Source organism: Effusibacillus pohliae DSM 22757 (assembly GCF_000376225.1).
GTDB lineage: Bacteria > Bacillota > Bacilli > Tumebacillales > Effusibacillaceae > Effusibacillus > Effusibacillus pohliae.
Window position 1 is genome coordinate 84,313 of record NZ_AQXL01000130.1, and the last position, 25,921, is coordinate 110,233.

General features: G+C 55.3%; 21 protein-coding genes and 4 pseudogenes. 23 read left to right on the plus strand and 2 right to left on the minus strand.

Translation table 11 applies throughout. The features are described from left to right. Window positions 1-21: 21 nt before the first annotated feature. From C230_RS0114590 to C230_RS0114615, 10 genes and pseudogenes are all read left to right on the plus strand, one after another. A complete protein-coding gene (locus C230_RS0114590; RefSeq protein ID WP_026174338.1) occupies window positions 22-1,374 on the plus strand; it encodes a SpoVR family protein in 1,353 nt (450 codons plus the stop codon). Between the two features lie 381 nt (window positions 1,375-1,755). Next, window positions 1,756-2,124 (plus strand): annotated as a pseudogene (locus C230_RS23425) (sensor histidine kinase); the annotation flags it as partial. 142 nt (window positions 2,125-2,266) lie between these two features. Continuing rightward, window positions 2,267-2,419, plus strand: a pseudogene (locus C230_RS22080) (response regulator transcription factor); the annotation flags it as partial. A 246-nt stretch (window positions 2,420-2,665) separates the two neighbouring features. Next, window positions 2,666-3,587: pseudogene (locus tag C230_RS20575) on the plus strand (ABC transporter ATP-binding protein). A 19-nt stretch (window positions 3,588-3,606) separates the two neighbouring features. After that, a complete protein-coding gene (locus tag C230_RS20580; RefSeq protein WP_245533999.1) occupies window positions 3,607-4,812 on the plus strand; it encodes an ABC transporter permease in 1,206 nt (401 codons plus the stop codon). Next, window positions 4,809-5,126 (plus strand): ABC transporter permease, encoded by a 318-nt coding sequence (locus C230_RS21480; RefSeq protein WP_051074260.1) that lies wholly within the window; start codon window positions 4,809-4,811, stop codon window positions 5,124-5,126. Before C230_RS20580 ends, C230_RS21480 begins: the two co-directional genes overlap by 4 nt. A gap of 27 nt (window positions 5,127-5,153) precedes the next feature. Then, on the plus strand, window positions 5,154-5,579 hold the full coding sequence (locus tag C230_RS21485) for an ABC transporter permease (protein WP_051074261.1): 426 nt from the start codon (window positions 5,154-5,156) through the stop codon (window positions 5,577-5,579). Next, entirely contained in the window at window positions 5,573-5,758 is a 186-nt protein-coding gene (locus C230_RS21490; protein WP_051074262.1) for a hypothetical protein, read from the plus strand. Before C230_RS21485 ends, C230_RS21490 begins: the two co-directional genes overlap by 7 nt. A 26-nt stretch (window positions 5,759-5,784) precedes the next feature. After that, on the plus strand, window positions 5,785-5,964 hold the full coding sequence (locus C230_RS22670; protein ID WP_156807470.1) for a hypothetical protein: 180 nt from the start codon (window positions 5,785-5,787) through the stop codon (window positions 5,962-5,964). Window positions 5,965-6,097: 133 nt separating this feature from the next. Next, the gene (locus C230_RS0114615) at window positions 6,098-6,778 is read left to right on the plus strand and encodes a TetR/AcrR family transcriptional regulator (RefSeq protein ID WP_018132795.1); all 681 of its coding nucleotides are present in this window, start codon (window positions 6,098-6,100) and stop codon (window positions 6,776-6,778) included. Between the two features lie 70 nt (window positions 6,779-6,848). Here C230_RS0114615 and C230_RS0114620 read toward each other — a convergent pair whose 3' ends face one another. Both C230_RS0114620 and cudC read right to left on the minus strand, forming a co-directional pair. After that, window positions 6,849-8,549, minus strand: a complete 1,701-nt coding sequence (locus C230_RS0114620) for a sodium:solute symporter family protein (protein WP_018132796.1) — start codon at window positions 8,547-8,549, stop codon at window positions 6,849-6,851. Window positions 8,550-8,917: 368 nt separating this feature from the next. Further along, window positions 8,918-9,445, minus strand: coding sequence for a choline uptake/conversion transcriptional regulator CudC (gene cudC / locus C230_RS0114625; protein WP_018132797.1), 528 nt, complete (start codon window positions 9,443-9,445; stop codon window positions 8,918-8,920). A 254-nt stretch (window positions 9,446-9,699) separates the two neighbouring features. Here cudC and betB point away from each other — a divergent pair, with 254 nt between their 5' ends. The 13 genes and pseudogenes from betB to C230_RS20600 form a co-directional block, all read left to right on the plus strand. Next, window positions 9,700-11,157, plus strand: coding sequence for a betaine-aldehyde dehydrogenase (betB, locus tag C230_RS0114630; protein ID WP_040393717.1), 1,458 nt, complete (start codon window positions 9,700-9,702; stop codon window positions 11,155-11,157). A 27-nt stretch (window positions 11,158-11,184) separates the two neighbouring features. After that, window positions 11,185-12,387, plus strand: a complete 1,203-nt coding sequence (locus C230_RS0114635; protein WP_018132799.1) for an iron-containing alcohol dehydrogenase — start codon at window positions 11,185-11,187, stop codon at window positions 12,385-12,387. Window positions 12,388-13,102: 715 nt separating this feature from the next. Beyond that, window positions 13,103-14,410, plus strand: coding sequence for a glycine/sarcosine/betaine reductase component B subunit (locus C230_RS0114640; protein WP_018132800.1), 1,308 nt, complete (start codon window positions 13,103-13,105; stop codon window positions 14,408-14,410). A gap of 12 nt (window positions 14,411-14,422) precedes the next feature. Next, window positions 14,423-15,736 carry a glycine/betaine/sarcosine/D-proline family reductase selenoprotein B gene (locus C230_RS0114645; RefSeq protein ID WP_083910603.1) on the plus strand — a complete coding sequence of 438 codons (1,314 nt, stop codon included), beginning with the start codon at window positions 14,423-14,425 and terminating at the stop codon, window positions 15,734-15,736. Between the two features lie 38 nt (window positions 15,737-15,774). Further along, complete coding sequence (gene trxB / locus C230_RS0114655) at window positions 15,775-16,746, plus strand: thioredoxin-disulfide reductase (protein ID WP_018132803.1); 972 nt, start codon at window positions 15,775-15,777, stop codon at window positions 16,744-16,746. A 30-nt stretch (window positions 16,747-16,776) separates the two neighbouring features. Beyond that, the gene (gene grdC / locus C230_RS0114660) at window positions 16,777-18,225 is read left to right on the plus strand and encodes a glycine/sarcosine/betaine reductase complex component C subunit beta (RefSeq protein ID WP_018132804.1); all 1,449 of its coding nucleotides are present in this window, start codon (window positions 16,777-16,779) and stop codon (window positions 18,223-18,225) included. Next, window positions 18,222-18,548 carry a thioredoxin family protein gene (locus C230_RS0114665; protein ID WP_018132805.1) on the plus strand — a complete coding sequence of 109 codons (327 nt, stop codon included), beginning with the start codon at window positions 18,222-18,224 and terminating at the stop codon, window positions 18,546-18,548. Before grdC ends, C230_RS0114665 begins: the two co-directional genes overlap by 4 nt. A 33-nt stretch (window positions 18,549-18,581) precedes the next feature. Next, window positions 18,582-19,043 carry a glycine/sarcosine/betaine reductase complex selenoprotein A gene (gene grdA, locus C230_RS0114675; protein WP_083910604.1) on the plus strand — a complete coding sequence of 154 codons (462 nt, stop codon included), beginning with the start codon at window positions 18,582-18,584 and terminating at the stop codon, window positions 19,041-19,043. Between the two features lie 297 nt (window positions 19,044-19,340). Further along, window positions 19,341-21,710: a DUF7408 domain-containing protein gene (locus C230_RS0114680; protein ID WP_018132808.1), complete on the plus strand. Its 2,370-nt coding sequence runs from the start codon at window positions 19,341-19,343 to the stop codon at window positions 21,708-21,710. Beyond that, a complete protein-coding gene (locus C230_RS0114685) occupies window positions 21,707-22,633 on the plus strand; it encodes an ABC transporter ATP-binding protein (protein WP_018132809.1) in 927 nt (308 codons plus the stop codon). The genes C230_RS0114680 and C230_RS0114685 overlap by 4 nt, the downstream gene beginning before the upstream one ends. Continuing rightward, window positions 22,633-23,535: an ABC transporter permease gene (locus tag C230_RS20590; RefSeq protein WP_018132810.1), complete on the plus strand. Its 903-nt coding sequence runs from the start codon at window positions 22,633-22,635 to the stop codon at window positions 23,533-23,535. The genes C230_RS0114685 and C230_RS20590 overlap by 1 nt, the downstream gene beginning before the upstream one ends. Beyond that, a complete protein-coding gene (locus tag C230_RS20595) occupies window positions 23,532-25,067 on the plus strand; it encodes a coiled-coil domain-containing protein (protein ID WP_018132811.1) in 1,536 nt (511 codons plus the stop codon). Before C230_RS20590 ends, C230_RS20595 begins: the two co-directional genes overlap by 4 nt. A 51-nt stretch (window positions 25,068-25,118) precedes the next feature. Next, window positions 25,119-25,637, plus strand: a pseudogene (locus C230_RS20600) (AAA family ATPase); the annotation flags it as partial. Window positions 25,638-25,921 lie beyond the last annotated feature (284 nt).

Consider the following 25,921-nt stretch of genomic DNA (forward strand, 5'->3'; position numbering starts at 1 on the left):
GGGGGAGATTCGATGCAGCGAATGATGGAGAGCGATGAACGGCAATTGGAGCTGGAAATCGGGCGTATCACAGATGTGGCAAGGCGGATGGGGCTCGATTTTTTCCCGATGCAGTACGAGTTGTGTCCGGCGGAAGTGATCTACGCGATCGGTGCTTACGGGATGCCGACCCGCTTTTCCCACTGGAGCTTCGGCAAAGCGTTTCACCGCATGAAAACACAGTATGATTTCAACCTGAACCGGATCTACGAACTGGTCATCAACTCCGATCCGTGCCAGGCGTTCCTGCTGGAAAAAAACAGCCTGCTGCAAAACAAGGTGATCGCCGCCCACGTGTTGGCGCACAGTGATTTTTTCAAAAACAACGTCTACTTTTCCCTGACCAACCGGAAGATGGTGGAAAGCATGGCGGTCACAGCCGAAATGATCAGGGAAATGGAGTTCGTGCACGGCAGGGAGGCGGTCGAAACGTGTCTCGATGCGGTCCTCTCGATCAAGGAACACATCGACCCCTGGGCGGTGCTGCGGGACGGCACGCAGCACGGGGTACCGCAACAGGCGGGTGGTCTGGAAGCAGGTTCTCGGAAAGCGGCTGGCGCTGGTGAAAAGTCGGGGCAAACTGGCATCAGTGACGTTTCGCGACAAGCCGGTACCCGCGAGGAGAAGGACGTGCTGCTGTTTATCGCGCGCCATTCGGACCATCTGGAAGAGTGGCAGCGGGACATCATCTGGCGGATCCGGGAAGAGATGCTTTACTTCTGGCCGCAACTGGAAACCAAAATTATCAATGAAGGATGGGCGACGTTCTGGCATATCCGGATCATGCGGGAACTCGACCTGACGGAGTCGGAAGCGATCGAGTTCGCGAAAATGAACGCGGCGGTCATCCAACTGTCCCCCACAGGGATCAATCCGTACCATCTCGGGCTGCGGATGTTTGAATACCTGGAACAGGCGTATGGATTGGAGACGTTGTTTGAAGTGCGGGAAAGCCAGAATGACGTGTCGTTTATCCGCAACTATCTGACTCCCGAGTTGGTACAGCAGATGGATTTATACCTGTTTGGCAGACAGGCGGACGGCTACCGCATTACCAGCAAGGATTGCGAACAGGTGCGGGAACGTTTGATTCAGAGCCGGATGAATGGCGGATTTCCATATATTGTGGTGGTCGATGACGATTACAGGCGCAACGGAGAGCTGTATCTATTGCACAAGTATGAAGGAATGGAACTGGATCCGCATTATGTCCGGAAAACGTTGCCTTACGTTTACGCCTTGTGGGGGCGGCCGGTGCACCTGGAAACGGTGATGAACAACCGGAACTGCCGGTTTTCCACAGACGGCCAGCAGGTGACGGAGGAGTGGGTGTAGGCGGAAAGTGTGCAAGTCGAAAGCAGGAAGCTCGCTGAAAACGTTGAATACAATAGGGAGTGGGAACAGGTACGGGATGAGAGGATGAGTTGGCAGATGATCCAGGCAAGGGATCGCCATACACCGGTTGCATTTTATTTTCTGCGCGTCACTCGGCTCGGGATGTTTCTGCTGCTGAGTGGTGCTTATTTTTTTATTGTGCCGAACATGAGCGGTTGGCAAACGGGATTTGTGCTGGCGGCGATGTTTGTGTTTACGATCAATCATCTTCTCTATTTCTCCCGCTGGTGCGACCGGGTGTTTGTCTGGATTACGGCGATCGATTGTTTGACTGCTTTTCTGTTCGGCTATTGTTTCGGGCAAGAAACCCTGAATTTGGTCATGTTTGACGTGATCGCCGTTTCGTTGTTCCTGGGAACTGACAACAGACGGATTCTGAGCTTCTTTGCAATTTTGTTTTTGCTTGGGTGGAGTGCGATTCTCTGCCATACGTACCGGTTGGCGGGAAGCATCGACTGGCTCGGCAATCTGATCAGCTTCGCGTTTGTCGTGCACGGCTACCTAGTCGGGGCCCTGATTCGCTATCTACAGCAGGCGCGTGGGAAAATTGCCGAGCAATACGAGGAGCTCGACCGGTCGCATCGCGCTCTGCGGGATGCGCTTGAACAACTGCAAGGATACGCCCAGCAGGTCGAGGCGCCTAAGGTCACGCGGGAGCGCAATCGGATTGCGCGGGAGATTCACGATTCGGTCGGACATGCGATGACGGCGCAGGTGGTCGCCGAATGGAAGCGCGTGCGGGAAACGGGCGGCAGGCCGGAAGCGGCTGGCTGGCAGCGGAAACGGCTGGAGCTGCCGGAAGCGTTGACGGAACGGGAACTTGAAGTGCTGACTGAGAAACCGGGAGATTACGGAACGGCTGGTGATCACGGAAGGAACGGTCAAGAACCACGTCTCGAACATCATCACCAAACTCGGCCTGCGCGACCGAACGCAGGCGGCGATCTTTGCCGTCCGGCACGGCATCACGACGTTTGACACATGACGATTTACATATATCGACGGGAGGAAGCGACCTGACGGTCGCTTTTTTGCGTTATGTCGCCGGTGCCGCTCCGCACGCGGGTCTGCCCACCCCGTGACTTGCGGCAAATTGGATGTCGGGGCAGCCCTCCGGTCAATAACTCCGGCCATGACATACGTTATGTTGGAAAATCTGTCTTGCGGCAGATGGCGCCGGCTCGCCGCCGGTTTACAATCGACTCAGCGATTCGCGGGAGAGGGTGTAAGCATGTTGCTGGTAATCGAGTTGAAAAAACGGTTTGGCGAGCAGGAGGTCGTCCGCAGTGTGTCGTTCGAAGTGAGGAAGGGGGAGTCGTTCGGGCTGCTCGGTCCAAACGGCGCCGGAAAATCGACGACGATCTCGATGGTGTGCGGGCTGCTGCAAAGCGATGGCGGCGACGTGCTGGTGGACGGTGTGTCGGTGCGGCAAAACCTGCTTTTGGTCAAGCGAAAAATCGGCGTCGTGCCACAGGATATCGCGTTGTATCCGACGATGTCCGCCAGGGAAAATCTGATTTTCTGGGAAGGATGTACGGCCTGACCGGATCGCAGGCGAAACGTCGGGCGTAGGAAGTGCTGGAGATCGTCGGGTTGGCCGACCGGGCGAGGGAAAAAATCGAAAGCTATTCCGGCGGCATGAAACGGCGGATCAACATCGGGGCGGCGTTGATGCACCATCCGCAACTGTTGATCATGGACGAACCGACGGTCGACATCGATCCGCAGTCCCGCAACCACATTCTGGAGACGGTGAGGCAACTGAACCGGGACGGCATGACGGTGATCTACACCATCCATTACATTGAAGAAGTCGACTATCTGTGCGACCGGATCGCGATCATCGATCATGGGGAAGTGATCGCGTTGGGCACGAAGCAGGAGTTCTGCAGCCGGTTGGCGGGCGGAACGTCGATCCGGCTGACGGTCGACCGGATGAGTGAAAGGCTGGTGAAGCGACTGCAGGCGGTGCAAGGTGTCGGGAACGTGTCGGCTGCCGACGGGCAAATAGCGATTTTTGCAGCAAATGTGTGCGAGGTGCTCGGCGATGTGGTGACGACCGCGATTGGCGAAGGGGTACGGATCGTGTCGCTGGATGTGCGGGAGCGGAAACGGTGTTTCTGCAGTTGACCGGTCGGTCGCTGCGGGATTAAGGGGGAGACGGGGTTGAAGATGTTTATCATCGCATGGAAAGACCTGCGGATTCGCATGCGCGACCGCAAGGGGCTGATGCTGATGATTCCGATCATTCTGACCACCATTTTGGGTATGGCGTTGGACGGGATGATCAACGGGGATGCAAGATCGTTGCCAAACATGACGATCGCCGTATACAACGGCGACGCGGGGGAATTGGGCAAGCGGCTGGTGGATGATGTGCTGCAGAACGGCGAGTTGAAACATTCTGTCGCGTTGCAAATGATGGACTCCGGCGATGCTGTGCGGCAACGCGTGCAGGACGGAAAAACGGACGCAGGTATTGTGATACCCGACCGGTTCAGTGAGGATCTGAAGGCAGGGCGATCAACCAAAATTGACCTGCTGCAGGATCCCGGCAAACAGACGATCGGGCAGATCGTGGCGTCGCTTGTCACTTCCTACACGGAACGGGTGGTGGTGACGGTCGCGGCCGCCAAAGAGGTGCTGGCGGACCTCGCGAAAACCGTCCCGGCTGCCCGCACCGCCCCGACCGATTTTGGCAAGCTGGCGCAGCAGGTGGCGGGCGAGTTGCAGCAGGCGGCCGCTTCCCCGAACGGTTCGTTGTTGAAACAGCCGATCGGAAGAAAATCGGTCTCCGGCCACCAGTATTACGCGGCGGCGATGGCGGTCATGTTTCTGTTGTTTAACGCAACAGTCGGGGCCAAATCGATTCTGCAGGAACGGTCGAGCGAAACGCTCTCCAGAATGATGAGCACGCCGACCGGCAAAACGTCGATTTTGCTCGGGAAATTTCTTGGCACCCTGGCGTTTTCCACTGTTCAGTTTCTGGTGTTTCTGGCAGCTACCTGCCTGCTGTTTGCGGTCGACTGGGGTGACAATCCATGGAAGAGCCTCTGCATCGGCCTGGCGTACGCGGTGGCGGTTTCCGGGCTTTCCATGACGGTCGCGGCGGCGGTCAAGACGGAACAGATGGCCGATCTGATTGGCGGGATCGGCGTTCAAATCCTTGCGGCCTTGGGGGGGATCGATGGTGCCGTTGGCGGCGTTTCCCGATTTTTTAAAGAAAATGGCGCTCGTTACACCGAACACCTGGGCGTTGAACAGTTTATTGGACATTATGACCGGCGCCGCATGGCAGGAACTGTTGCTGCCGGCCAGCGTGCTGCTGGCGGTCGGAACCTTGAGCTTGTGCGCCCGTTAGGAGTGAAACAGGGATGAATCGAATCTGGGCAATCTGTTGGCTGGAAATCAGACGGGTGTTGTACAGACCCGCATCGTACGCGCTGATGTTCGGGATGCCGCTGATTTTTACGCTTCTCTTCGGCTTGTTGCTGGGAGGTGCGGGACCCGAAAAGCCGAGGCTGGCGCTGGTCGATGAGGACCGGTCGGCCGTGTCGGACACAGTGGCAAAACGGCTGGCGCAATATGAGATGCTGCAGGTGGAAACGGCCGGGTTGGCGGAAGCGGAAGGCCTGCTTCATGACAAGCGGATCGCGGGCATTGTGGTGATTCCACAGGGGTATGAACAGTAAGTCGTCGGCGGACAGGTGGCAAAGGCGATGTTTCGGCACGGTCGCGATCTGGCGGCTGCTCCAGCGATCCGGCAGATGATCGACAACGCATTGGCGCAAGCGTCGGTACGGGTGCTGGCGGCGCAGGCGTGGAGTCGTTATGGCGGCGGTTCCGACTGGCGAGAAATGTATGACAAGCTGGCGAATGCAACCGAGCAAACGGCAGCCGTCGAAGCCAAGATAGTGACGAAGAATGCGGAGACGCAGCGGATGGATAACATGTCGGAGCGGGCGGTCGGCTTTTCGGTGATGTTTTTGATGATGACGCTGGTGTCGGCCACGGGTACGATTCTAGAAGTGCGGAGAACAGGCGTGTGGTACAGAATGTTATCCACACCGGTTGCCCGTTGGCAAGTGATAGCTGGGTATTTGCTGTCGTTCTTCCTGCTCGGGTGGATTCGTTTGGCGTGCTGATGGGCGTGTCCTCGCTGCTGTTTGGCATCCAGTGGGGAAGTCTACTGGGGCAGGTCGTGCTTGTATCGGCCCTGCTGCTGTGCGTCACCGGGCTCGGCCTGTTGATCGCTGGCTTCGTCAAAACAACCGAGCAGCAGATGGCGTTTGGAAATCTGTTAATCGTCTCGACCTGCTGCTGAGCGGCATTTATTGGCCGCTTGAGATCGTGCCGGACGGGATGCGGCGAATCGCCGAATTCGTGCCGCAGACCTGGGCGATGAAAGGATTCACCGAGCTGATGGCGCGCGGCGGAACGGTGAGCGACATCCTCGGGTCGGTGGTCGTTCTGTTTGGGTTCGCCGCAGTCTTTTTGGCGGTCGGCGTGTCGCGCGTGCGGTATGAGTGAGCGGATGAAAGCAACCAGGTATCGAAATTTCCTGACCAATTGGTATAATCAAGATTGTAGATGTGTCTCACAACGCCCGGCAAATTTCTGAATCGGCAGGCGTTGATTCGGTCAGTACCTGGAGGCGATACGATTGTACAAAAAAGATATTCAAAGAATTCGCATGATGCAGTATTTTATTGAGGCGACCGTGAGGATCATCAAGGAAGAAGGGATCGAACATATTACGATCCGCAAGATCGCCGATCTGGCGGGGTACAACAGCGCCACGATCTACAATTATTTTCAGGAAGTCTCCCACTTGATCTTCTTTGCGGCGATGACCTTCCTGAAAAAGTATACGGATGCGCTGCCCGGATATATTGCACGAGGGAACACCCCTTTGGAAAAGTATATTTTGATCTGGGAATGCTTTTGCAAGTATTCGTTTGCGGAACCGAAAATTTACCACGCAATCTTTTCATCCGATCTGGGTGGACAACCGGAAGATTTGATCCAAAAGTATTACACGATTTTTCCCGCCGATATCACAGATCTTCCGGAAGAACTGATCCCGATGGTGCTCGAGTCCAACTTGACAAAGCGGGGGAGAATCGCTCTGGAAAAATGTGTCGAGGCTGGCTACATCAAAGAGGAAAACGCGGAAGAGATCAACGAGATGGCGACATTGGTATGGCAGGGCATGCTCACCTTGCTGCTGAACAACAGACGCAACCTGAGTCCGCAGGAAGCTGCCGATGTTGTGATGAAATACATCCGGCAGATCGTTCTGAACGCGAATCACTTTGAATTTCCGGCCAGGTGGGAACGCTGAAGTGGCATGGCGGCTGCCCAGAGGAAAGGGTCCGGGTGGCCGGCCCGGACCCGAGGTGAAACATGCTCATTCAGACGGTCAGATTCGTAGGTTGCCCCGTTTTCTGCCTGTGCAGATTGCGCAGTGGCAACGGCGGGCAAACGTTGCGGGTCAGATAGGACACGACAAAAATCGTAACCAGGCCAGCCAGCATTGCAAACGTCCGGAATGGGAAGAGTACCACGCCATCCTGGATCATTGGATAGGGCAGAAACGGAGGCAGCCCCAGCAACGGTTCACCGCCGCCGACCCGCAAAATGAAGGATACGATATAACCGGCAAGCGAACCGTATTTGTTCGCTCCTTTATAAAACAGTGCCGCGGTGAGCTGTGGGAAGAGGATGCAGTAGACCAGGTCGCTCGACAGGTACCACAATGCATACACGCTTTTCGCCGACAAAGCGATCAAGGTGGCCGCCGACCCGATAATCATGATGGAGCGTTTGATAACTCTGTCCAATTGGGCCTGGTTGGCCTGCGGCTTCACCAATGGGCGATACAGATTCCAGGCGGCCATACCGGACGCCGACAGCATGGAAGCGGCTACTGCGGCCATCACGGCGGCCGCTAGGCCCCCGAGAGCGATCGCTCCTACCAAATCGGGCGTCATATATTTAAAGACGTATGTGAGGATCATTGAGGAATTTTCCGGTGCTGTGGTGCCAAGCTCCTGCCAGTCGGCGTTGTAGCCGGCGATGCCGATCAGGGTGGGAGGAATTGCGGCCATTGCGCACAGAATTCCGGCGGTGATGGACAGCCACATGGCCACATTTTCATCCCGTGCCGACAGCACCCGCTGAAAATAGCTTTGCCACGGAATGCCGCCAAGGATTAAAAGCAATGCGAAATCCCACCAGTTCCAGTACAGATCACCCCATGCGGGATCTTTCCAGCCGAGCAGCGGAGGGAACAAACTCATCGCTCCCTGCATCCCTTCCCGATAGTGGGCGAACGCCTGGCCGATTCCGCCGACGTGGGAGAAAGCGAACGGCAAGGTGAGAAACAACCCGATAAACATGACGGACAATTGCAAAACGTCGGTGTGTGCAACTGCCCATAACCCGCCTACCACCGTGTAAGCCAGGGCAACGAGCGCGGAGAAAATGATCGAGACGGTGAAGCTCAGGCCAAGAATCATGCCGAATGTGGTTCCCAGTGCGGTCAAAATGGCGGCGCTCCAGAAAATTTCCCCAAGCACCGCCGGCACGTACAGCAGGCTGGCCATCCGTTTGCCAAACCGCGCTTCCAGCGGGTCCAGCATGGTCATAAATTCGTACCGGCGCATTTTTTTCGCGTAGAAAATCCCCCCTACAATCAGGCTGACAGAATAGCACCAAGGCGCTTGTGTCCAGACAAAACCGGATTTGTAAACGTTTTCCGCTGTGCCGGTGATGTATCCGCCTCCCACCCAGGTGGCGGTCATGGTAAACATGGAGATCCAGAGGGGCATCGCCCGGCCTGCGACCAGCATGTCATCCGTCTTGCCCCGCTTGTTTCGCACCGAAATGGCGCCGATGTAATAGATCACGCAATACAAAATCAGAGTCATCAACAATCCGGGCCAATAAATCGGACTGTTGGAGATCTGCGAGTAGATATAGGCAATGGCTGTAAACAGGACAAAGCCTGCGATGGAAGTTCGGGCAGGTGTCCAGAACCCTGTTCGGTTCTTGCCGGTTGTGGCCTGATCCGGAATGGAACCCGTCTCAGCCACCGTATTCCAATCATGCATACCGTTTTCCTCCCTTTTTGAGACTATGGTCGACCGGTTGAAGCCAATCCACTTGCTTCGGTTTTGGCAAATCAGGGTTAATCGAAAAGCAGTCCATCAAACAATCGGGGATGTATGGTAAACTGTTTGTATGCACTTGAAAAGAGCCTGCTCTTTTCAAGCGGCGACCGGCTGAGTGTGACACGCCTGGAGTGGACGACCGGCACTGTCACATTCGGCCTTTTTTTTGACGCAAACGGTTCCTCACCTCCTTTCCGCAGTCAGGTGCAATAGGGAACTTTTACGATCAAATCACCCTCTTTTAGACAACAGGTTTGCAGAATAGGATGAACGAATCGAACGAGCGACCCTCTTTCCCGTTCGGTTCGTCAATCGCCCGGGGAGAACGTTTCGAGCAGTTCAAATATTTTTCTGTTTTTGATCACAGCGACCAATTTGCGCAGCCATTCATAATATTGCTTCGATTCTTCGATCAGCAACAGGTCCTGCTGCGCTTTCGAACGAACCGGTTCGGGAGTGTTCGGATCGACGAGCAAGCGGGCGAGGATTTTCTCAGACTGCTCGATCGCTTCCAGATTGACGGTGATCTCCCGGTTCCATTTTTTACAGAAAAATGAGACGAAAGATTTGAAGAAATCTTTTTCTGCCTCGTACAAATCCTTGCGAACGCCTTTTTGCCACACTTTTTGCACCATGTCGATCTCCAGCAGCGAATGGATGCCTGTGCTCATGGAAGGTTTGCTCATTCCCATTTTTTTGCTCATCTCATCGAGCGACATCGGTTTGTCGCTGAAATACATCACCCCGTACAGCCTTCCCACCGAAGGGGTCACACCGTATAAATCCATCGTGGCGGCGATCGCGTCGATCACGATTGCTTCTGCCAGTTCCAGCAAATCGCGATACTCCGGTTCAGTCTCGGTTTTGACAGTTGCGGATATGAGTTTGGAATGTGCGTTCAGAATGTTTCACCTCTTCGGTTTGTTTTGAACGAAGTTTAAGATTACTATACCAAAACGGCGAGGTATGTCAATTACAAAAATTCAGATAAATACGATATTGACTACTATGTAATCGCGATGATATAATTCAGATAGTTTCAAATATTTGATATAAACAAAACAGTCAGGAGGGATTGGAATTGCGAAAGATGTATATCGACGGAAAATGGGTGGCTGCCCGTTCCGGCGAAACGAAGGAGATCATCAATCCTTACAACCAGGAGGTGATTGCCGTTGTTCCGCGGGGTGACCGGGAAGACGCCCGCGATGCGATTCGCGCCGCCCGAAAGGCGTTTGACGAAGGGGAATGGCGGAAGGTCACCGCTCCAGAAAGGGCCGACATGCTGTTTCAAGTTGCGGGAAAAATCAGGAAGTACAAGCAAGAGCTGGCCGAACTGGAAACGTTGAACACGGGAAAAACGCTGACCGAAAGCCTGGCGGACATGGACGGAATCGCAGCGGTGTTCCGGTATTATGCGGGATTAGCAGACAAGGACGGGGGAATGATCATCGAATCGCCGATCCCGAATTCCAGCAGCCGGATGGTGCGGGAACCGGTTGGCGTGTGTGGGCAGATTACGCCTTGGAACTATCCTTTGTTGCAAGCGTCCTGGAAACTCGCACCGGCATTGGCGGCGGGCAACACGGTAGTCGTCAAACCGAGTGAGATCACCCCGCTGACCACACTGAAAATGGCCGAAATTTTTGAGGAGGTTGGGTTCCCTCCCGGCGTTGTGAACGTGGTGCTGGGGCCCGGTTCAACGGTCGGACAGGAGATCGCCGAAAATCACGATGTCGATCTGATCTCCTTCACCGGCGGCGGGGTGGCAGGACGCCAGATTATGCGGGCGGCGGCCGGCAATTTCAAGAAAATATCGCTTGAGTTGGGCGGCAAAAACCCCAACATCGTGTTTGCGGACGCCGATTTTGAGACGGCAGTGGACTATGCGCTGAACGCCGTATTTTTCCATGCCGGACAGGTTTGTTCGGCGGGCGCGCGGTTGCTTGTCCAATCGTCCGTCCACGACCGGTTTGTCGAAGCGGTGGTGGAGCAGGCGAAACAGATCCGGCTTGGGAACGGGTTTGAGGAAAAAACGCAAATGGGGCCCGTGATTTCGGCCGAACATCTGGCGAGTATCGAACAATACATCCAGACGGGCATCCAGGAAGGGGCCAAGTTGGTTTTGGGAGGCAAGCGGCCCCGTGATCCCGAACTGCAAAAAGGATTTTTTATTGAACCTACCATTTTCACCAATTGCCATTCGAAGATGCGGATCGTGCAGGAAGAATCGTTTGGGCCGGTTCTCACAGTTGAAACATTCGACACGGAGGAAGCGGCGGTAAAGCTTGCGAACGACACGATTTACGGTTTGGCGGGAGCAGTCTGGACTCAGGATATGAACCGGGCGGAACGCGTCGCCCGACAGATGCGGATGGGGACGGTTTGGATCAACGATTACCACCCCTATTTCCCGCAAGCACCGTGGGGAGGGTACAAACAGTCCGGCATCGGGCGGGAATTGTGCCATGTCGGATTGGAAGAGTATACGGAAATCAAACATGTGTACATGAATCTGGATCCCAAACCGATGGGATGGTTCAAATAAAAAAATTGCAAAGGGAGGAACGGTTCGATGTTTATGAGGTTTGAACGGATGGGAAGATTCAGAAGTTTTGAGATGCCGACAGTTGTCAAACACGGGATTGGGGCGGTCAGGCACACCGGGGAAGAGGTGAAACAACTGGGGGGTTCGAAAGTGCTGCTTGTCACCGATCCGGGCGTCCGCAAGGCGGGGCTCATCCAGCCTGTTCTGAACAGCCTGCAGGAAGCGAAAATCGATGTGGTGATCTTCGACGAAGTAGAACCGAACCCTTCGATTCATGTCGTTGCGAAAGGAACGGAGATGTATCTGGCCAACAAATGCGACGGACTGGTGGCGGTAGGCGGCGGCAGTTCGATGGATACGGCGAAAGCGATCGGCGTCGAGGTGGTGCATGGGGAACCGGTGCTGAATTATGAAGCGGCGGAAGGCAAGAAACCGCTTGCAAAACGGATTCCGCCGCTGACCACCATTCCGACCACCGCGGGAACCGGCAGTGAAGTCACACAGTGGGCGGTGATCACCGATCCCTACCGCAAATTCAAATTCAACGTGGGCGGTCCGCTGATTGCCGCTCATCTAACGATTATCGATCCCGAACTGCATCTCTCGATGCCTCCGCGTATTACGGCAGCCACCGGAATCGATGCGTTGTCGCACGCGATCGAGTGCTATACATGCCACTATGCGCAACCGATGACCGATGCGGTGGCTTTATTGGCGATGGAGTATATCGCCAAATATTTGCGCCGTGCATATGCGAACGGGCAGGACATTGAAGCGCGTTACGGCATGGCCAAAGCGGCGATGCTGGCCGGGTTGTCGTACGGCAGCGAATCGGCCGGAGCGGCCCATGCGATGGCGCAGACGCTGGGCGGGATCATTCCGGTTGCACACGGCGAGTGTGTGGCGGCCATGCTGGGGCCGGTGATGGAATACAACTGGATGGGAGAACCGGAAAAATTCGCCCGCATCGCCCAGGCTTTGGGTGTCAACATCCATGGAATGAGCGTCGAGGAAGCGGCGAAAGCGGCGGTGCGCGCGGTGTATCAACTGGTGCAGGACGTGCAGATCCCAAGCCTGGAGGAGCAGGGAGTGCCGGCGGACATGATTCCGGAGCTGGCTGAAGCCGCTTTCCACGACCCACAAACAGTTGGAAATCCCCGGGACATCAATGTGAAGGGATACGAGTGGATCTACCGCCGCTGCTTCAATCTCGAACCGTGCACGGTTTGAAATTGCCCGCCGATTGAGATGTCTGCCAGTGTTCGACCGGCTCCTTGCGGGGCCCGGTCGAACACGTTTTTGTGCGCCCAGCATGGGCGTTCATCTATAGGGTGAAAGTCCCGAACGGGGGCTGGCGAGCGCCTACCGTTAGCCAAAAGCAAGGGTGTCCGTCGTAGGGCTCAAGAGCTTAACTCAGAGGTATTTCGAGTTTCGTCAAGGTTGGCGAGAACCGCCTAGTGCGGACCCGCATGCTAGGTGGTGGGAGAGGACGGGGGTTAGCCGCCCCCTCCTACTCAATTCAGGTAAAAAAAGAGCACTGCCCAATCATGACAGTGCTCCGAAACCGGTGCCGCCGCGGCGGCCGATGAAATGAGGGCCGCGCTTATCGGGCCGGGTGAGCAGCAGGGAAACAGCGAAAACTGTTCACTTTTTCAACAATGAAATCTCCTCCATTCGGTGTTCGCAGAACTTTGCGAATCGACCCGGCTTTCGATAACAGGTCTGTTTCCGCAGCTTGTTGCCTGTGCAACGTTACATGTCAGCAAAGCAAGGTCACACCCTAATTTTTTATGAATATTTAAATTATTATTATAATATGATCGCGATTGTAGAACAAGTATTTTAAAAAAAACAAAAAAACATGCTTCACAAATTTTATGATCGAGATTATAATATAATCATGATTACGAAAGTTGAGAAAGCGACCGGAGGGGGGAAGTTGCAAATGCGGTTGGAAATCGGCAATTTTTATGTGCGGGACGTGGTGTTTGGAGCCAAAACCGCTTACCAAAACGGCGTTCTGACGATCGACAAGGAAGAGTCGATCCGGGTTGTGCGCGAGGACGAACATATCACCGATGTGGACATCGTCATCGCCAAGCCCGGTGACCGGATACGGATTACGCCGGTCAAAGAGGCGATCGAACCGCGCTGCAAGGTGTCAGGCGGGGTTTTGTTTCCGGGGGTGCTCAACAAACTGGTTCCTGCCGGCAACGGGCGAACGCACGCGTTAAAAGGCAGTTGCGTATTGGCGGTCGGCAAGCGATGGGGAGGGTTCCAGGATGGTTTGATCGACATGAGCGGGCCGGGAGCCAAACAGACAATATTTTCGCAATTGATCAACATCTGTTTGGTCGCCGACACGGACGAAGCGTTTGAACGGCATGAACAGCAAAAGAAAAATAGGGCGCTTCGCTGGGCCGGCATGCGGCTTGCCGAATACATCGGACAGTGCGTGCAGGATTTGGAACCGGAGGAGGTGGAGACGTATGAATTGCCGCCGCTTGCCCAACGGGGGGAGGAATTGCAGCGGCTACCCGGTGTGGTGTATGTACTACAACTGCAATCGCAAATGCTTGAAGAAGGGTACAATGCGCTGGTGTACGGGTGGGATGCCAATCACATGCTGCCGACCTTGATGCACCCGAACGAGCTGTTGGACGGCGCTGTCGTATCTGGCAGTTTCATGCCGTCTTCGTCCAAAATATCGACCTACCAGCATGTCAATAACGCAACGATCAAGCGGTTGATGAAAGAGCATGGAAAAACGATCCAATTCCTGGGCGTAATCGTGTCAAACCTGAATGTGCAGTTGCAGGAAAAGCTCCGCTCGGCCCTGGTTGTCCGCCAGTTGGCAACGATGCTGGGAGCGCAGGGGGCGATCGTTTGCGAGGAGGGATATGGGAATCCGGACGCCGATTTTATCGCCGTGATCAACGAGCTGGAGGATGCGGGAATCAAAGTGGTTGGCATCACCAATGAATGCACGGGCCGCGACGGCCGCTCGCAGCCGCTGGTCGATCTGTCGGAAAAGGCGGACGCGATCATCTCAACCGGCAATGTTTCGCAGCTTCTGCGGTTGCCGCCGATGGAAACGGTGATCGGGGATTTGCAGTCGCTGGCAAGGGACGGCAACTCCGGTGGTTGGGAAGGGTGCGTCAAGGAAGACGGATCGATTGAGATGGAAAATAATGGAATTTTTTGCGCGGACGCCAATACGGGGGAGTACTACAAAACGGTTGTCGAGTATTGAGAGGTGAAGCGGATGAAAAGGGCGATCCATTATATCAATCAATTTTTTGGACAAATTGGCGGGGAAGAGAAGGCGGACCATCCACCCGAAATTCGGGAGGGGGTAGTGGGGCCCGGCATGTTGTTGAAAAACCTGCTGACGCCTGAGGTTGATGTCACTCATACGATCATCTGTGGCGACAACTTTTTCGGCTCGAAAAAAGAGGCCGCAATCGAAACGATCCTCGGATTCTTGGCTGACAAACCGTTTGATCTGTTCATCGCGGGGCCCGCTTTTTTGGCGGGCAGATATGGATTTGCCTGCGGTGAAATCTGCATGGCGGTACAGCAGCGGTATGGCGTCCCGACTGTCACAAGCATGCACGTCGAAAACCCGGCGGTCGAAATGTTCCGCAAGGACCTCTTTATTTTCCCCGGCGGCAACAGTGCGGCCGCCATGCGCAAAGACCTGACCGTGCTGGCTGGGTTTGCGAAAAAGCTGGCGACGGGAGCCACGCTTGGCCCAGCCAAGCAGGAGGGATATTTTCCACGCAGCATCCGTCTTGAGGCGTTTGCCGACCCGCCGATCCCGGCGGCGGACCGGGCGGTCGACATGCTCCTGAAAAAACTGAACGGCGAACCGTTTGTAACGGAGATGCCGATGCCGAAAGTGGACCGGGCACCGATCGCGCCGAGGGTTGATCTGCGCCAGGCAACGGTCGCCTTGGTCAGTTCCGGCGGCATTGTGCCGGCGGGCAACCCCGACCGGATTCAGTCAGCATCCGCCACAAAATGGGGCAAGTACAGCATCGCCGGCCTCGATTCGCTAAAGCATGGCGACTGGCAGACGATTCACGCCGGGTTCGATCCTTCCTTTGCAAACGACAATCCCAATATTATCGTACCGCTCGACGCGCTGCGGGACTACGAGCGGGAAGGGAAGATCGGCAGGATTCACGATTACATCTACTGCACGGTGGGAACCGGAACAACGCAGGCGGAGGCAAGCCGTATGGGCAGGGAAATTGCCCAACAGTTGCGCGATGCCAACGTGTCGGCAGTGATCCTCACATCCACCTGAGGCACTTGTACTCGTTGCGGTGCAACGATTACGAAGGAAATTGAACGAAGCGGCATTGCGATCGTCCAGATGGCGAATTTGGTATCGATCGCGAAAACGGTTGGCGCCAACCGGATTGTGCCGACCGTTGCGATTCCATACCCGCTCGGAAATCCGCACGCGTCTCCGGAAGAGCAGTGGAAATTGCGAAAGCACCGGGTCGGAGTGGCGCTGGAAGCCCTGGCGACCGATATTGAGGAGCCGACTGTTTTTGCAGTCCGCATTTGATTGATCCAGACTTTGTCGGGAAAAGGAGTGAATCACGGATGAACCCGCAACAGGTGTACGACGTGATTATAGCGGGAGCGGGGCCGGCCGGCATGACAGCGGCCGTCTACACGTCACGGGCCAACATGCGGACGCTGCTGATTGAAAAAGGGTCTCCGGGCGGCCAGATGGTGAACACGGAAGATATCGAAAACTATCCGGGATATGAATCGGTGCTTGGTCCGGAACTGTCGCAAAAGATGTTTGACCACGCCCGAAAATTCGGGGCGGATTATGTGCGCGGGCAGATTCGCGAGATCCGGGATGGCTATCCGTTCAAGTCGGTCGTGCTGGACGATTGGGAATACAAAGCCAAATCGGTGATCGTAGCGACCGGAGCGGAGCATCGGAAGCTCGGTGTGCCGGGTGAGAAGGAGTTCGCAGGCCGGGGTGTGTCCTACTGTGCCGTGTGCGACGGGGCGTTTTTTGCCGATATGGAACTGGTGGTGGTCGGCGGGGGCGATTCGGCGGTGGAAGAAGCCGTATTTTTGACCCGGTATGCCAGCAAAGTGACGATCATTCACCGGCGCGATTCCCTGCGGGCGCAGAAAATCATTCAAAAGCGGGCGTTCGAGAATGAAAAAATCCATTTTATCTGGAACCAGCAAGTGCTGGAAATCCGCGGGGACAGCACGGTAAGCGGCGTGTTGATGCAAAACACCGTCACCGGAGAAGTGTTAGAATACCCTTGCCAGGGCGTGTTTATCTATATCGGAATGGACCCGATCTCCTACTGCGTCAAACATCTCGGGATCACCAACGACGCCGGATATATCCGGACCGACGAGCAGATGCGAACGAAGCTTCCGGGAATTTTTGCGGCTGGCGACGTGAGAGAAAAAACGTTGCGGCAGGTGGTCACGGCGACCGGGGACGGCTGCCTGGCCGCCCAGTCCGCCCAACATTACGTGGAGCAACTGGACGAACGGCTCAAGGAACAGTCGCTGCTGGAAAGCCGCAACATTTCGTGAAAACTGTGGATTGAGAAGGAGGTGATGCTGATGATTACACCTGTCATTAAAGGCGTGTCGTCCGTGCTTGTGCATACGCCCAGTCTGGTACGGCACGGCTCCAAACCGGTACGAGAGATTGAAAAAGATGCGGCGCTGCTTGACAGAATTTTGGTCAGCTTGCGGGATTTCGAACAGGCGGTCGCCTATCCGCCCAACCAGGTGTTTATCGGCAATCTGCGGCCGAACAGGCTGCGCGGCATAGAGATCCCCTGGTACCAAGCGGCCATTCCCGCCGCCCAACGGTTCAGTTCCAGCGGTGAAATCGTGCCGGAAGATGAGTTTTACGGCTGGTTAAAAATTTCCGACGAGTATGAGCTGGTTTTGCTGGAGGAGGAATTCCTGGCGGAAGTCAGACAGACGCTGGAACGTCATCCGTTGATCGGGATCGGCGACCTGGAGCGGCTCGGTAGCGGCGTCAGCCGGCGAGTGATTGAAGAAAAGGTTGTCTCCGGCAAAGCGGTGGCGCTTTACGTTGCCAAAACCAAGCTGATCGGTTGCGTGCTGGAAGGGCATGAGGAAGACGACAACCTGACGGCGGAGATTCTGTTGGAAAATCTGTGCAACAAAGCGTCGGGACTGGTCGCGATGCGGCATGTGCTGCGGGAGTTTGATGTCACCCCCGAACAGATCGATTACGTGCTCGGGTGTGACGAGGAAGCGGTCGGGGATCGCTACCAGCGCGGCGGCGGCAATATGGCGAAATCGATCGCGGAACTTGCCGGCTGCGTCAACGCCAGCGGCGCCGACATCAAATCATTCTGTTGCGCTCCCACACACGCGGTGGTCGTGGCGGCCGCTTTGGTGCAGGCGGGGTTGTACAAGGAAGTGTTGGTGATCGGCGGCGGTTGCCTGGCCAAACTGGGCATGAAATTTGCCGGCCATCTGAAACACGGCATGCCGATTCTGGAAGACCAATTAGGAGCGATCGCGATACTGGTGGGCAGAGACGACGGAAAAAGCCCGGTGATCCGGCTCGATGCCACAGGCAAACACAATATCGCCTCCGGCTCTTCCGCCCAGGCGATATATCAAACGCTAGTCGTCGATCCGCTGGAGCGGATTGGCAAGCGGATTGTGGACGTGGACAAATACGCGGTGGAGATGCACAACCCGGAAATCACCGAACCTAACGGAAACGGCAACGTGCCGCGGACAAACTACCGCACGATTGCCAGTATGGCTGTGTTGCGAGGGGAGATCGATCGGGCGCAAATTTCCGATTTTGAAATCTCTTATGGAATGCCCGGTTTTTCACCGACGCAGGGACATATCGCCGCCGCCGTCCCGTTTCTGCTGCACGCGCGGGAAATGATCATGCAAAAGGAAATCAGGAATGCGATGTTTGTTGCGAAAGGGAGCTTGTTTCTCGGGAAAATGACCAAGTTGTCGGACGGGATGTCGTTTCTGATCGAAGCCAACAGGAGGTGTGTAAAATGATCGAGGTGAACAAGGACAATTTTGCTGGGGAAGTGCTTGTATCCGCCAAGCCGGTGCTGGTCGACATTTGGGGTCCCACCTGCCAGCCGTGCATCGCGTTGCTGCCCCAGGTCGAAGTGCTTGCCAATAAATATCAGGATCAGGTAAAGGTGGTGAAACTCAACAGCGCGGAAAATCGCAGGTTGTGCATCGATCTTCGCGTCATTGGCTTGCCGGCATTTCTGTTGTTCAAGGAGGGAAAAGAAGTGGAGAGATTGAGTGGCAAAGACATCGACATCGAGGAGATTGAGAAATTTCTGCAAGCCCATCTTGAAAGAGTGTGAAAATTAACCAAAACCGGTTGGGGAGGAGAGCACATGTTAAAAGGCAAGAAAGTGTTTGTCGTAGGGGAAAGAGACGGGGTCCCGGCACCTGCTGTCGCCGAATGCGTAACAGCGGCCGGCGGCGAAGTGGTGTTCATGGACACCCAGTGCTTTGTCTGAACGGCGGCGGGAGCAATGGATCTGCAGGTGCAGGAGGCGCTGAAACAGGCGGTTGAGCAATATGGCCGCGAAAATGTCGTCGTGCTGCTGGGATCGCCGGATGCTGACAGCGCGGATATTTACGCGGAAACGGTCACCCTTGGCGACCCGACCTATGCAGGTCCGTTGGCTGGAGTCTCGTTGAGACTCGCCGTCTATCACATTCTGGAAGACGAGGTTAAACAGTTGGTGCCGGAGGATGTCTATCAGGAACAGGTAGGGTTGGCCGAATTGTCGCTCGACAAAGAGGCGATTTGCGAAGCGATGCAAAACGCACGGGCCCGCATGTCTGACTGAACTTATTGGGGCCCGAGGGGGCTGTCCCAGGCAATCGGGACTGCCCCCTCTTCATATATGCCCGGTGATAGCGTCATCTCCAGCGGAACGTCCCTTGCTAGGGGACGGTGGGATCGCAGGTAACAGTGGCACCTGCGATTTTTTTGTGTAAAAACAGGAACTTCTTTGCGAATTCTGTGAAACTTTTTGCGGTGTTGGATCGTCTTTTAAGGTAGAGGCCATTTTGCGCCCCCATTTTGTAACTGTTTCTTATTTTTTCTTCTTACTTATAGGGGGAACCACAGAAGGAGGCAGGGAATGAAGATTCGGAAACGTAACTTTCGACGCTTCGCTGGTGCACTGCTGACCGTTTCGTTGCTGGCCGGCGCACCGGGTGAAGTTTGGGCGGAACAAGCGGTGCACATGCAGGTGCAAGTGGGGTGGGATGGTACATACAAGCCGGATGCCTGGACTTCGGTTCAGGTTACGATCGACAATTCAGGAAAGGATTTCAGCGGTCGGGTGATTGTCAAACCGAAATATGACGGCGGCAATCTGATTGCCGGCCAGTTTGAAAAAGAAGTGGTGGTGCCCCAGGGCAGCTCCAAGAAGTTTCGATTGGACGTGCCGGGTGCCCTGATCGCGAGCCAGATGGAAGTTCGCCTGCTGGATGTGGCAGGTAAAGAGGTGGAATCCACTTCCTCGGTTCCGACCGCTGCCGTCCAGCAGGGGGCGCTGATTGGGGGGATTACAGCTAACAAGGATGACCTTGCATTTTTCTCGCTGCTGACAGCTCCTTCGGTCGGCGGGAAGGTGACCATTCAGCAACTGAATCCGGAGGAACTGCCGGATCGCTCCGAGCTGCTGAATGGGCTTGATCTACTGGTGGTCAACCATGCACCAAAAGAAAAATTGACGAATGAGCAAATCCAGGCAATTGCCAAGTGGGTGGAAAAAGGAGGCTGCCTGCTCGTAAGCGGCGGGCCTAATTATACAGGCGGCGGTTCCCTGTTTGGCGATCTGTCTCCGGTACAAGTTACGGGGACCACCGAAATATCCGATCTATCCGGACTGCGGTCTTTTACCGGCGCCCAACCTCCCGCCGGAAAGTTAACGGTAACCGTTGGCCAGTTAAAACCCGATTCCCAGGTATTGATTCATACGGGGAATCTACCGCTGGTTGTCAAGCGGCAAATCGGAGCCGGCTCTGTCCTGTATGCTGCCTACGATTTAAGTGAGGAACCGCTCGCTTCCTGGCAGGGAAACAAGGACCTATGGGGAAAAGCGTTCGCCGCCATAAACCTGAATGCACAGGGCGGCTCAATCCAGGGCAAAGGTCTCATACGACCGCCCGGATTCGAGGATAAAAGCAGGCTGGTTTTTGCATCTACGTTATTTAACGCACTGACTCCTTCCATGACTATGAACATTGTATTGTTCGGCAGTTACGTATTGATTGTGGGACCTTTGATGTTTTTTGTGCTGCGGCGCGTAAAGAAACGTGAATGGGGCTGGTTCCTGATCCCCGGAACCGCCGCCGTGTTTGCTCTGGGCATCTATCTGATCAATACCGACCAACGCTCAGGCGGAGCGGTCGGACAATTTGTTTCGATGATCGATTTGAAAACGGAACGAACGGCAAAACTCGAAGGTGCCGGTTCTTTTGTTGTCACCCGCGGCGGCGATTATACGGTTCAATTGGCACAGAGAGTGCAAGCGACGGTTGTCCGGCCAATGGGATCGATGCGCACCGTCGACGGCCGTGTGCTGCTGAACGGGGATAAAACGAAGATTGTCTATGACAACGTAGAGTATTGGTCGACCAGAAGCACTTACGTCGACGGCACTTTGCAGGACAAAGGCGCCGTAAAAAGCGATTTGCACGTTGACAAGGCCGGAAAATTGGTCGGAACGCTCGCCAACAATACGAAATTTGACCTGGAAAATGTATTTCTGCTTGTTGGGAAAACACCGATTCAACTGAATGACATCAAGCAAGGCGAAACGGTGAAGATTGACGAACAGCTGCCAACCGGCCCGAGCACCGGCGTTCCCTTTCCTCAAAATCTGATTGAAAAATTGTTTCCGTGGAAACCTACACCGTTTGGACCTGATAAACACCAACAATACAGAGATTTGCTGGAGTATGCCACTTTTAACTGGAAATTGGGACAGTCACCCGTGCAGTTGTTTGCGTTCACCCGCACCCCGCTCGATCTGTACTCGATCGAAAACGTCAGGATCAAGGAAAATCATTACCTGAGCCTTGTCAGGCAGGATCTGTCCCTGAACTACGATCAGGGGAAGGCCGTCCCGGGGTTGATCCGGCCAAAAGCGATTGATACGGAAGGCCAGGTTCTGCAACAGCCAGATGGGTTCGTTCTTGAAAACAGCGGCTCGATCACGTTCCAGTATGATGTGAAGCTTGCGCCCAATTTTTCCGTAGAGAAAGTGACGACCGATTTTGACCAAACGATTTTCGATTCCTACGAGAAGCAACTTTTCAACTGGCAAACCAACCAGTGGGAGGTCGTGAAGAAAGAAGACGCTGTCTCGATAACCGGTGACAATCTGAAAAAATACGTATCGCCCAATGGCACTTTGTGGATCAAGCTGAAGAGCGGTTCGTCCAGTCACAAACTGGTACCGCAGCCGGGAGTGGGTGTGGAAGGGAAGGTGTCCCCATGATTCGAACGGTCAATCTCAGCAAACGGTTTGGCAAATTCACGGCGGTCGACGAGCTGAACCTGCACATCCCGGCCGGTTCGATTTTCGGCTTTGTGGGCCCAAACGGGGCCGGCAAATCGACGACGATGGCGATCCTGGCCACTTTGCTCCAGCCGACTTCCGGCCACGCGTATGTCGGTGGATTCGATGTCGTCGAACACCCGGCAAAAGTGCGGGAGCTGATCGGCTACATGCCCGATTTTTTCGGCGTCTACGACAATCTGACGGTGACCGAGTATCTTGATTTCTACGCGGGAGCGTACAACATTCCGTTTGAAAAACGGCCCGCGCTGATTGCCGATTTGCTGGAACTGGTCAATCTGACGCAGAAAGCGGACTCGTATGTCGATTCGCTGTCGCGCGGAATGAAACAGCGGCTTGGGTTGGCCCGCTGTCTGGTGCACGACCCACAGGTGCTGATTCTCGATGAACCGGCGTCCGGGCTGGATCCGCGGGCGCGGATCGAGATGAAAGAGATCCTCAAGGAATTGCGGACGATGGGCAAGACGATTCTCATTTCGTCGCATATTTTGCCGGAACTGGCGGAAATGTGCGATACGATTGGGATTATAGAGCACGGACGGCTGCTCGCCGTGGCGCCTGTTAATCAAATTGCGGCACAGGTGGCCGGCCACCGGATTTTGCGCATCCGCCTGCTGGATCGGCTGGAGGCTGCAAAAGCGATCCTTGAACGGTCGCAAGACGTTGCGCAGGTGGAGACGGACGGAAACTCTCTGCTTGTCACGTTTACGGGAGATGATGAGGGACAGGTGGAACTGCTGGCCCAGCTTGTCGCAAACGGATTGCCGGTGCTTGGTTTCACGCAGGAAGCGGGGAACCTGGAAGAAGTGTTCCTGACTGTGACGAAAGGGGTGGGTTCCTGATGCGAAGGATGTCGTTGCGACTGATGAACCCGATTTTGGTGAAAGAATTCCGGTCCAGGATGCGCACGTTGAAAACGCCGATCCTGCTGGTGCTGTATCTGCTGGCGATCGGGGCGGTCACATTCGGTTTTATCTACATCCGGTTCGCACGGATCAGCTATTTTAATCCGGGGCAGAGCAAAGAGCTGTTTGTGATGCTGTCGGTGTTTCAATTGATCCTGATCAGCTTTGTTGTGCCCGGCCTGACGGGCGGCGCGATCGCGGGAGAGCGGGAACGGCAGACCTTGAATATTCTGCTGACCACCCATCTGTCGCCGTTCAGGATCGTTTTGTCAAAATTGGTGTCCTCCACCTCCTTCGTCTCGCTGCTGGTGTTTTCCACTCTGCCGCTGTATGCGGTGGTCTATCTGTACGGAGGCATCTCGCCGCAGCAACTGCTCGGCGTGTTCGGGTTCTATCTGATGGTGATCCTGCTGTTCGGATCGATCGGGCTGTTCTGTTCCTGCTGGTTTAAACGGACAGGCGTAAGTACGGTGGTGGCGTATGGGTTGACATTTTTTGTGCTGGGAGCGACTGTGTTGATCGCCATCTTTACGCTGCAGTATCTGCAAATGCAGAATCTGACGGGGATGCAGTGGAACCTCCACCCGGAGATTTTTTACGTTTCTGCGCTCAACCCGGTGCTCAATTTGGTCTCCATGGTTGAGCCGGAAGTCGTGATGATGGGACAAGGGAGAGGCCCGAACGGGATCCTCAACCCCCTTCCGATGCAACCGTGGCTGTATTTTTTGCTGGTGTACATGCCGCTTTCCGCGCTGCTGCTGTTCTTTAGCGTGCGGCTGGTGTCGCCTGTGAAACGGCCGATTTTACCGTTTGGCAAACGAAAAGAGGCGGCAAAATGATCCTGCAGGAGCTGTTGACCGGTCTTTTGCCTGTGAGAAGGCGGTTATGGGCAAAGCGAACGCTGCACACCGGTGGCATTGGCATCCTGGCAGGTGCGGGTGCGGCCTGCCTGCTGCTGCTTGCCGCACGGTTCGTCCTAATTCTCTACAGTTTCCGCATCGCCCTCGGGTTGCTGGCACTGGGATGTGTTTGCGGCTTGGCGTGGGGACTGGTCACCCCGCCGACTTACAAGCAAGCGGCGGCGGCGGTCGATCGCTACGGCCTGGCGGAGAGGGTGCAGACCGCGCTGCATTTTGCTTCCGAGCAGTCGATGATCGCCAAATTGCAGCGGCAGGAAGCGATCGAAATGCTGCTGAAACACCGGGATGATGCGGCAAAGATCGTACCGATCCGTGTTTCCCGAAAGTCGGCAGGGATCATTGCAGCTTCTCTGCTGGCGGTCGCGGTGCTCGTTTATCTTCCGAATCCGCTTGACCAAGTGGCGGTTGAGCGGCACCAAGTCAAGAAAGAAGCGGAGAAGATCGCCGCCGAGGCAAAAAAGTTGGTCGAACAAGCGAAACAGCAGGCGGCGCTGAATCAGCCGAATCAGGCGAAGCTCGATGAGGTGATCGAAAAGTTGCAGCAGGAACTGAAAGAAGCAAAACAGCGTGAGGATCTGCAACGGGCGCTGGCAAAAGCACAAAACAAAATCAAGTCGCTGGAAGAGGAGCAGCGCAAACAACTGGCCGATCAGGAAAAATTGGCCGATGCGCTGGCCAAGACGGAAGCGGGCAAATCGCTGGCCGACGCGCTGCAGAACAGGAATGCGCGGGAGATCAGCAAAGCGCTGCTGGAGATGAAAGACAAACTCGCACAATTGACCGAAGAACAAAAACGGCAGTTGGCGAATGCGCTAGCTCAGGCCAGTGCGAATTCGAATAGTGCAATGAAAGACGCGTTGAATCGATCGGCCAATGCCCTAAACAGCGGCGATTTGAGCGACATGCAAAATCAAATCGGCGACTTGGCCGACATGCTGGCCAATGCCGATACGCAGCAGGCCGCAGCGTTGAGGAGTGTCGGCAAGGCTCTGGCGAAAGCGGGCGGGGAATTGGGCGCGGGAACGTATGCGTCTGTTGACGGCAACGCCGCGGACGACAGTGGGCAGGCGGACGGCGCCGGGCAGGGCCAAGGCGCGGGACAAGGCCAAGGTGCCGGACAGGGCCAAGGTGCCGGACAGGGCGGTTTCGGCAGAGGAGCGGGTACAGGCGGTTCCGGCTGGGGTACCGGTCAGGGCGGAAGAGAACTTGTAATGGTGCCTGCTGGTGAATTCGGCATCGGCGAAAAAGGCAACGATGCATCGGGTCCGCTGCACCAAGGCTCGGGCTGGATGACCAACGGCAGCGGCCAAGTGACGCCCGGGGTCGCCCGGCCGTATGAGGAAGTCTATCGGCAGTATTCGGATTACGCGAGAGAAAGTGTGGAACGAAGCAATTTGCCGGCAAGCGAACAGGAAGCGGTGCGCACTTATTTTTCCGAGATCGCTCCTTAGAATCGAAGGTGCCGGTGGCATTACGAAAGGTGGCGCTATTGAATGGCCGAGATGGTGGAAGCATATCGTGAAAAAATACAGCAAATGCGGGTGGAAATCGCAAACCGGGTAATCGGCCAGGAAGATGTGGTGGAACAGGTGTTGTACTGCATCCTGGCAGGCGGCCATGCGTTATTGGAAGGCATTCCCGGTCTGGGCAAAACCTTGTTGGTCAGAACCCTGTCGGAAGTGATGGAAATGAGCTATTCCAGGATTCAATTCACACCCGACCTGATGCCGGCCGACATTGTCGGTACGGAGATTCTGCGGGAAGTGCCGGGGCAAGGCATGCAATTCGTGTTCCAGCAAGGCCCGATTTACGGCAATCTGGTACTCGCTGACGAAATCAACCGCGCGACTCCGAAGACCCAGTCCGCCTTGTTGGAAGCGATGCAGGAAGCGGCGGTGACTGTCGGCGGCCAAACAAGGCAACTGCCCAACCCGTTTTTTGTGCTGGCCACACAGAACCCGCTTGAACTGGAAGGGACGTACCCGCTGCCGGAGGCTCAACTGGACCGTTTTTTGCTTAAACCCCCATGCCCCTGGCGGGGCACAACATGATTATGAAAATGTCCTCCAAAGCGATTTACTTTTTGGCGTCCATAAGCGAATATGAAACCAAGCAGGACAGGAAGGTTGTGTTTTTTATGGGGGATCGACCCCGAGGCTTAAACTAGCCACAGCCGCCTTGAGCACAAATGATTGTTGCCACGAGCACATCCATCAAATTTCCCTGGGTCAGGCGGCTGTGCCCTGCTTGGAAAGGATGAGATACTTGGACGCTATTCGAGAGTGTTGTGCTGGCTTGGACGTTC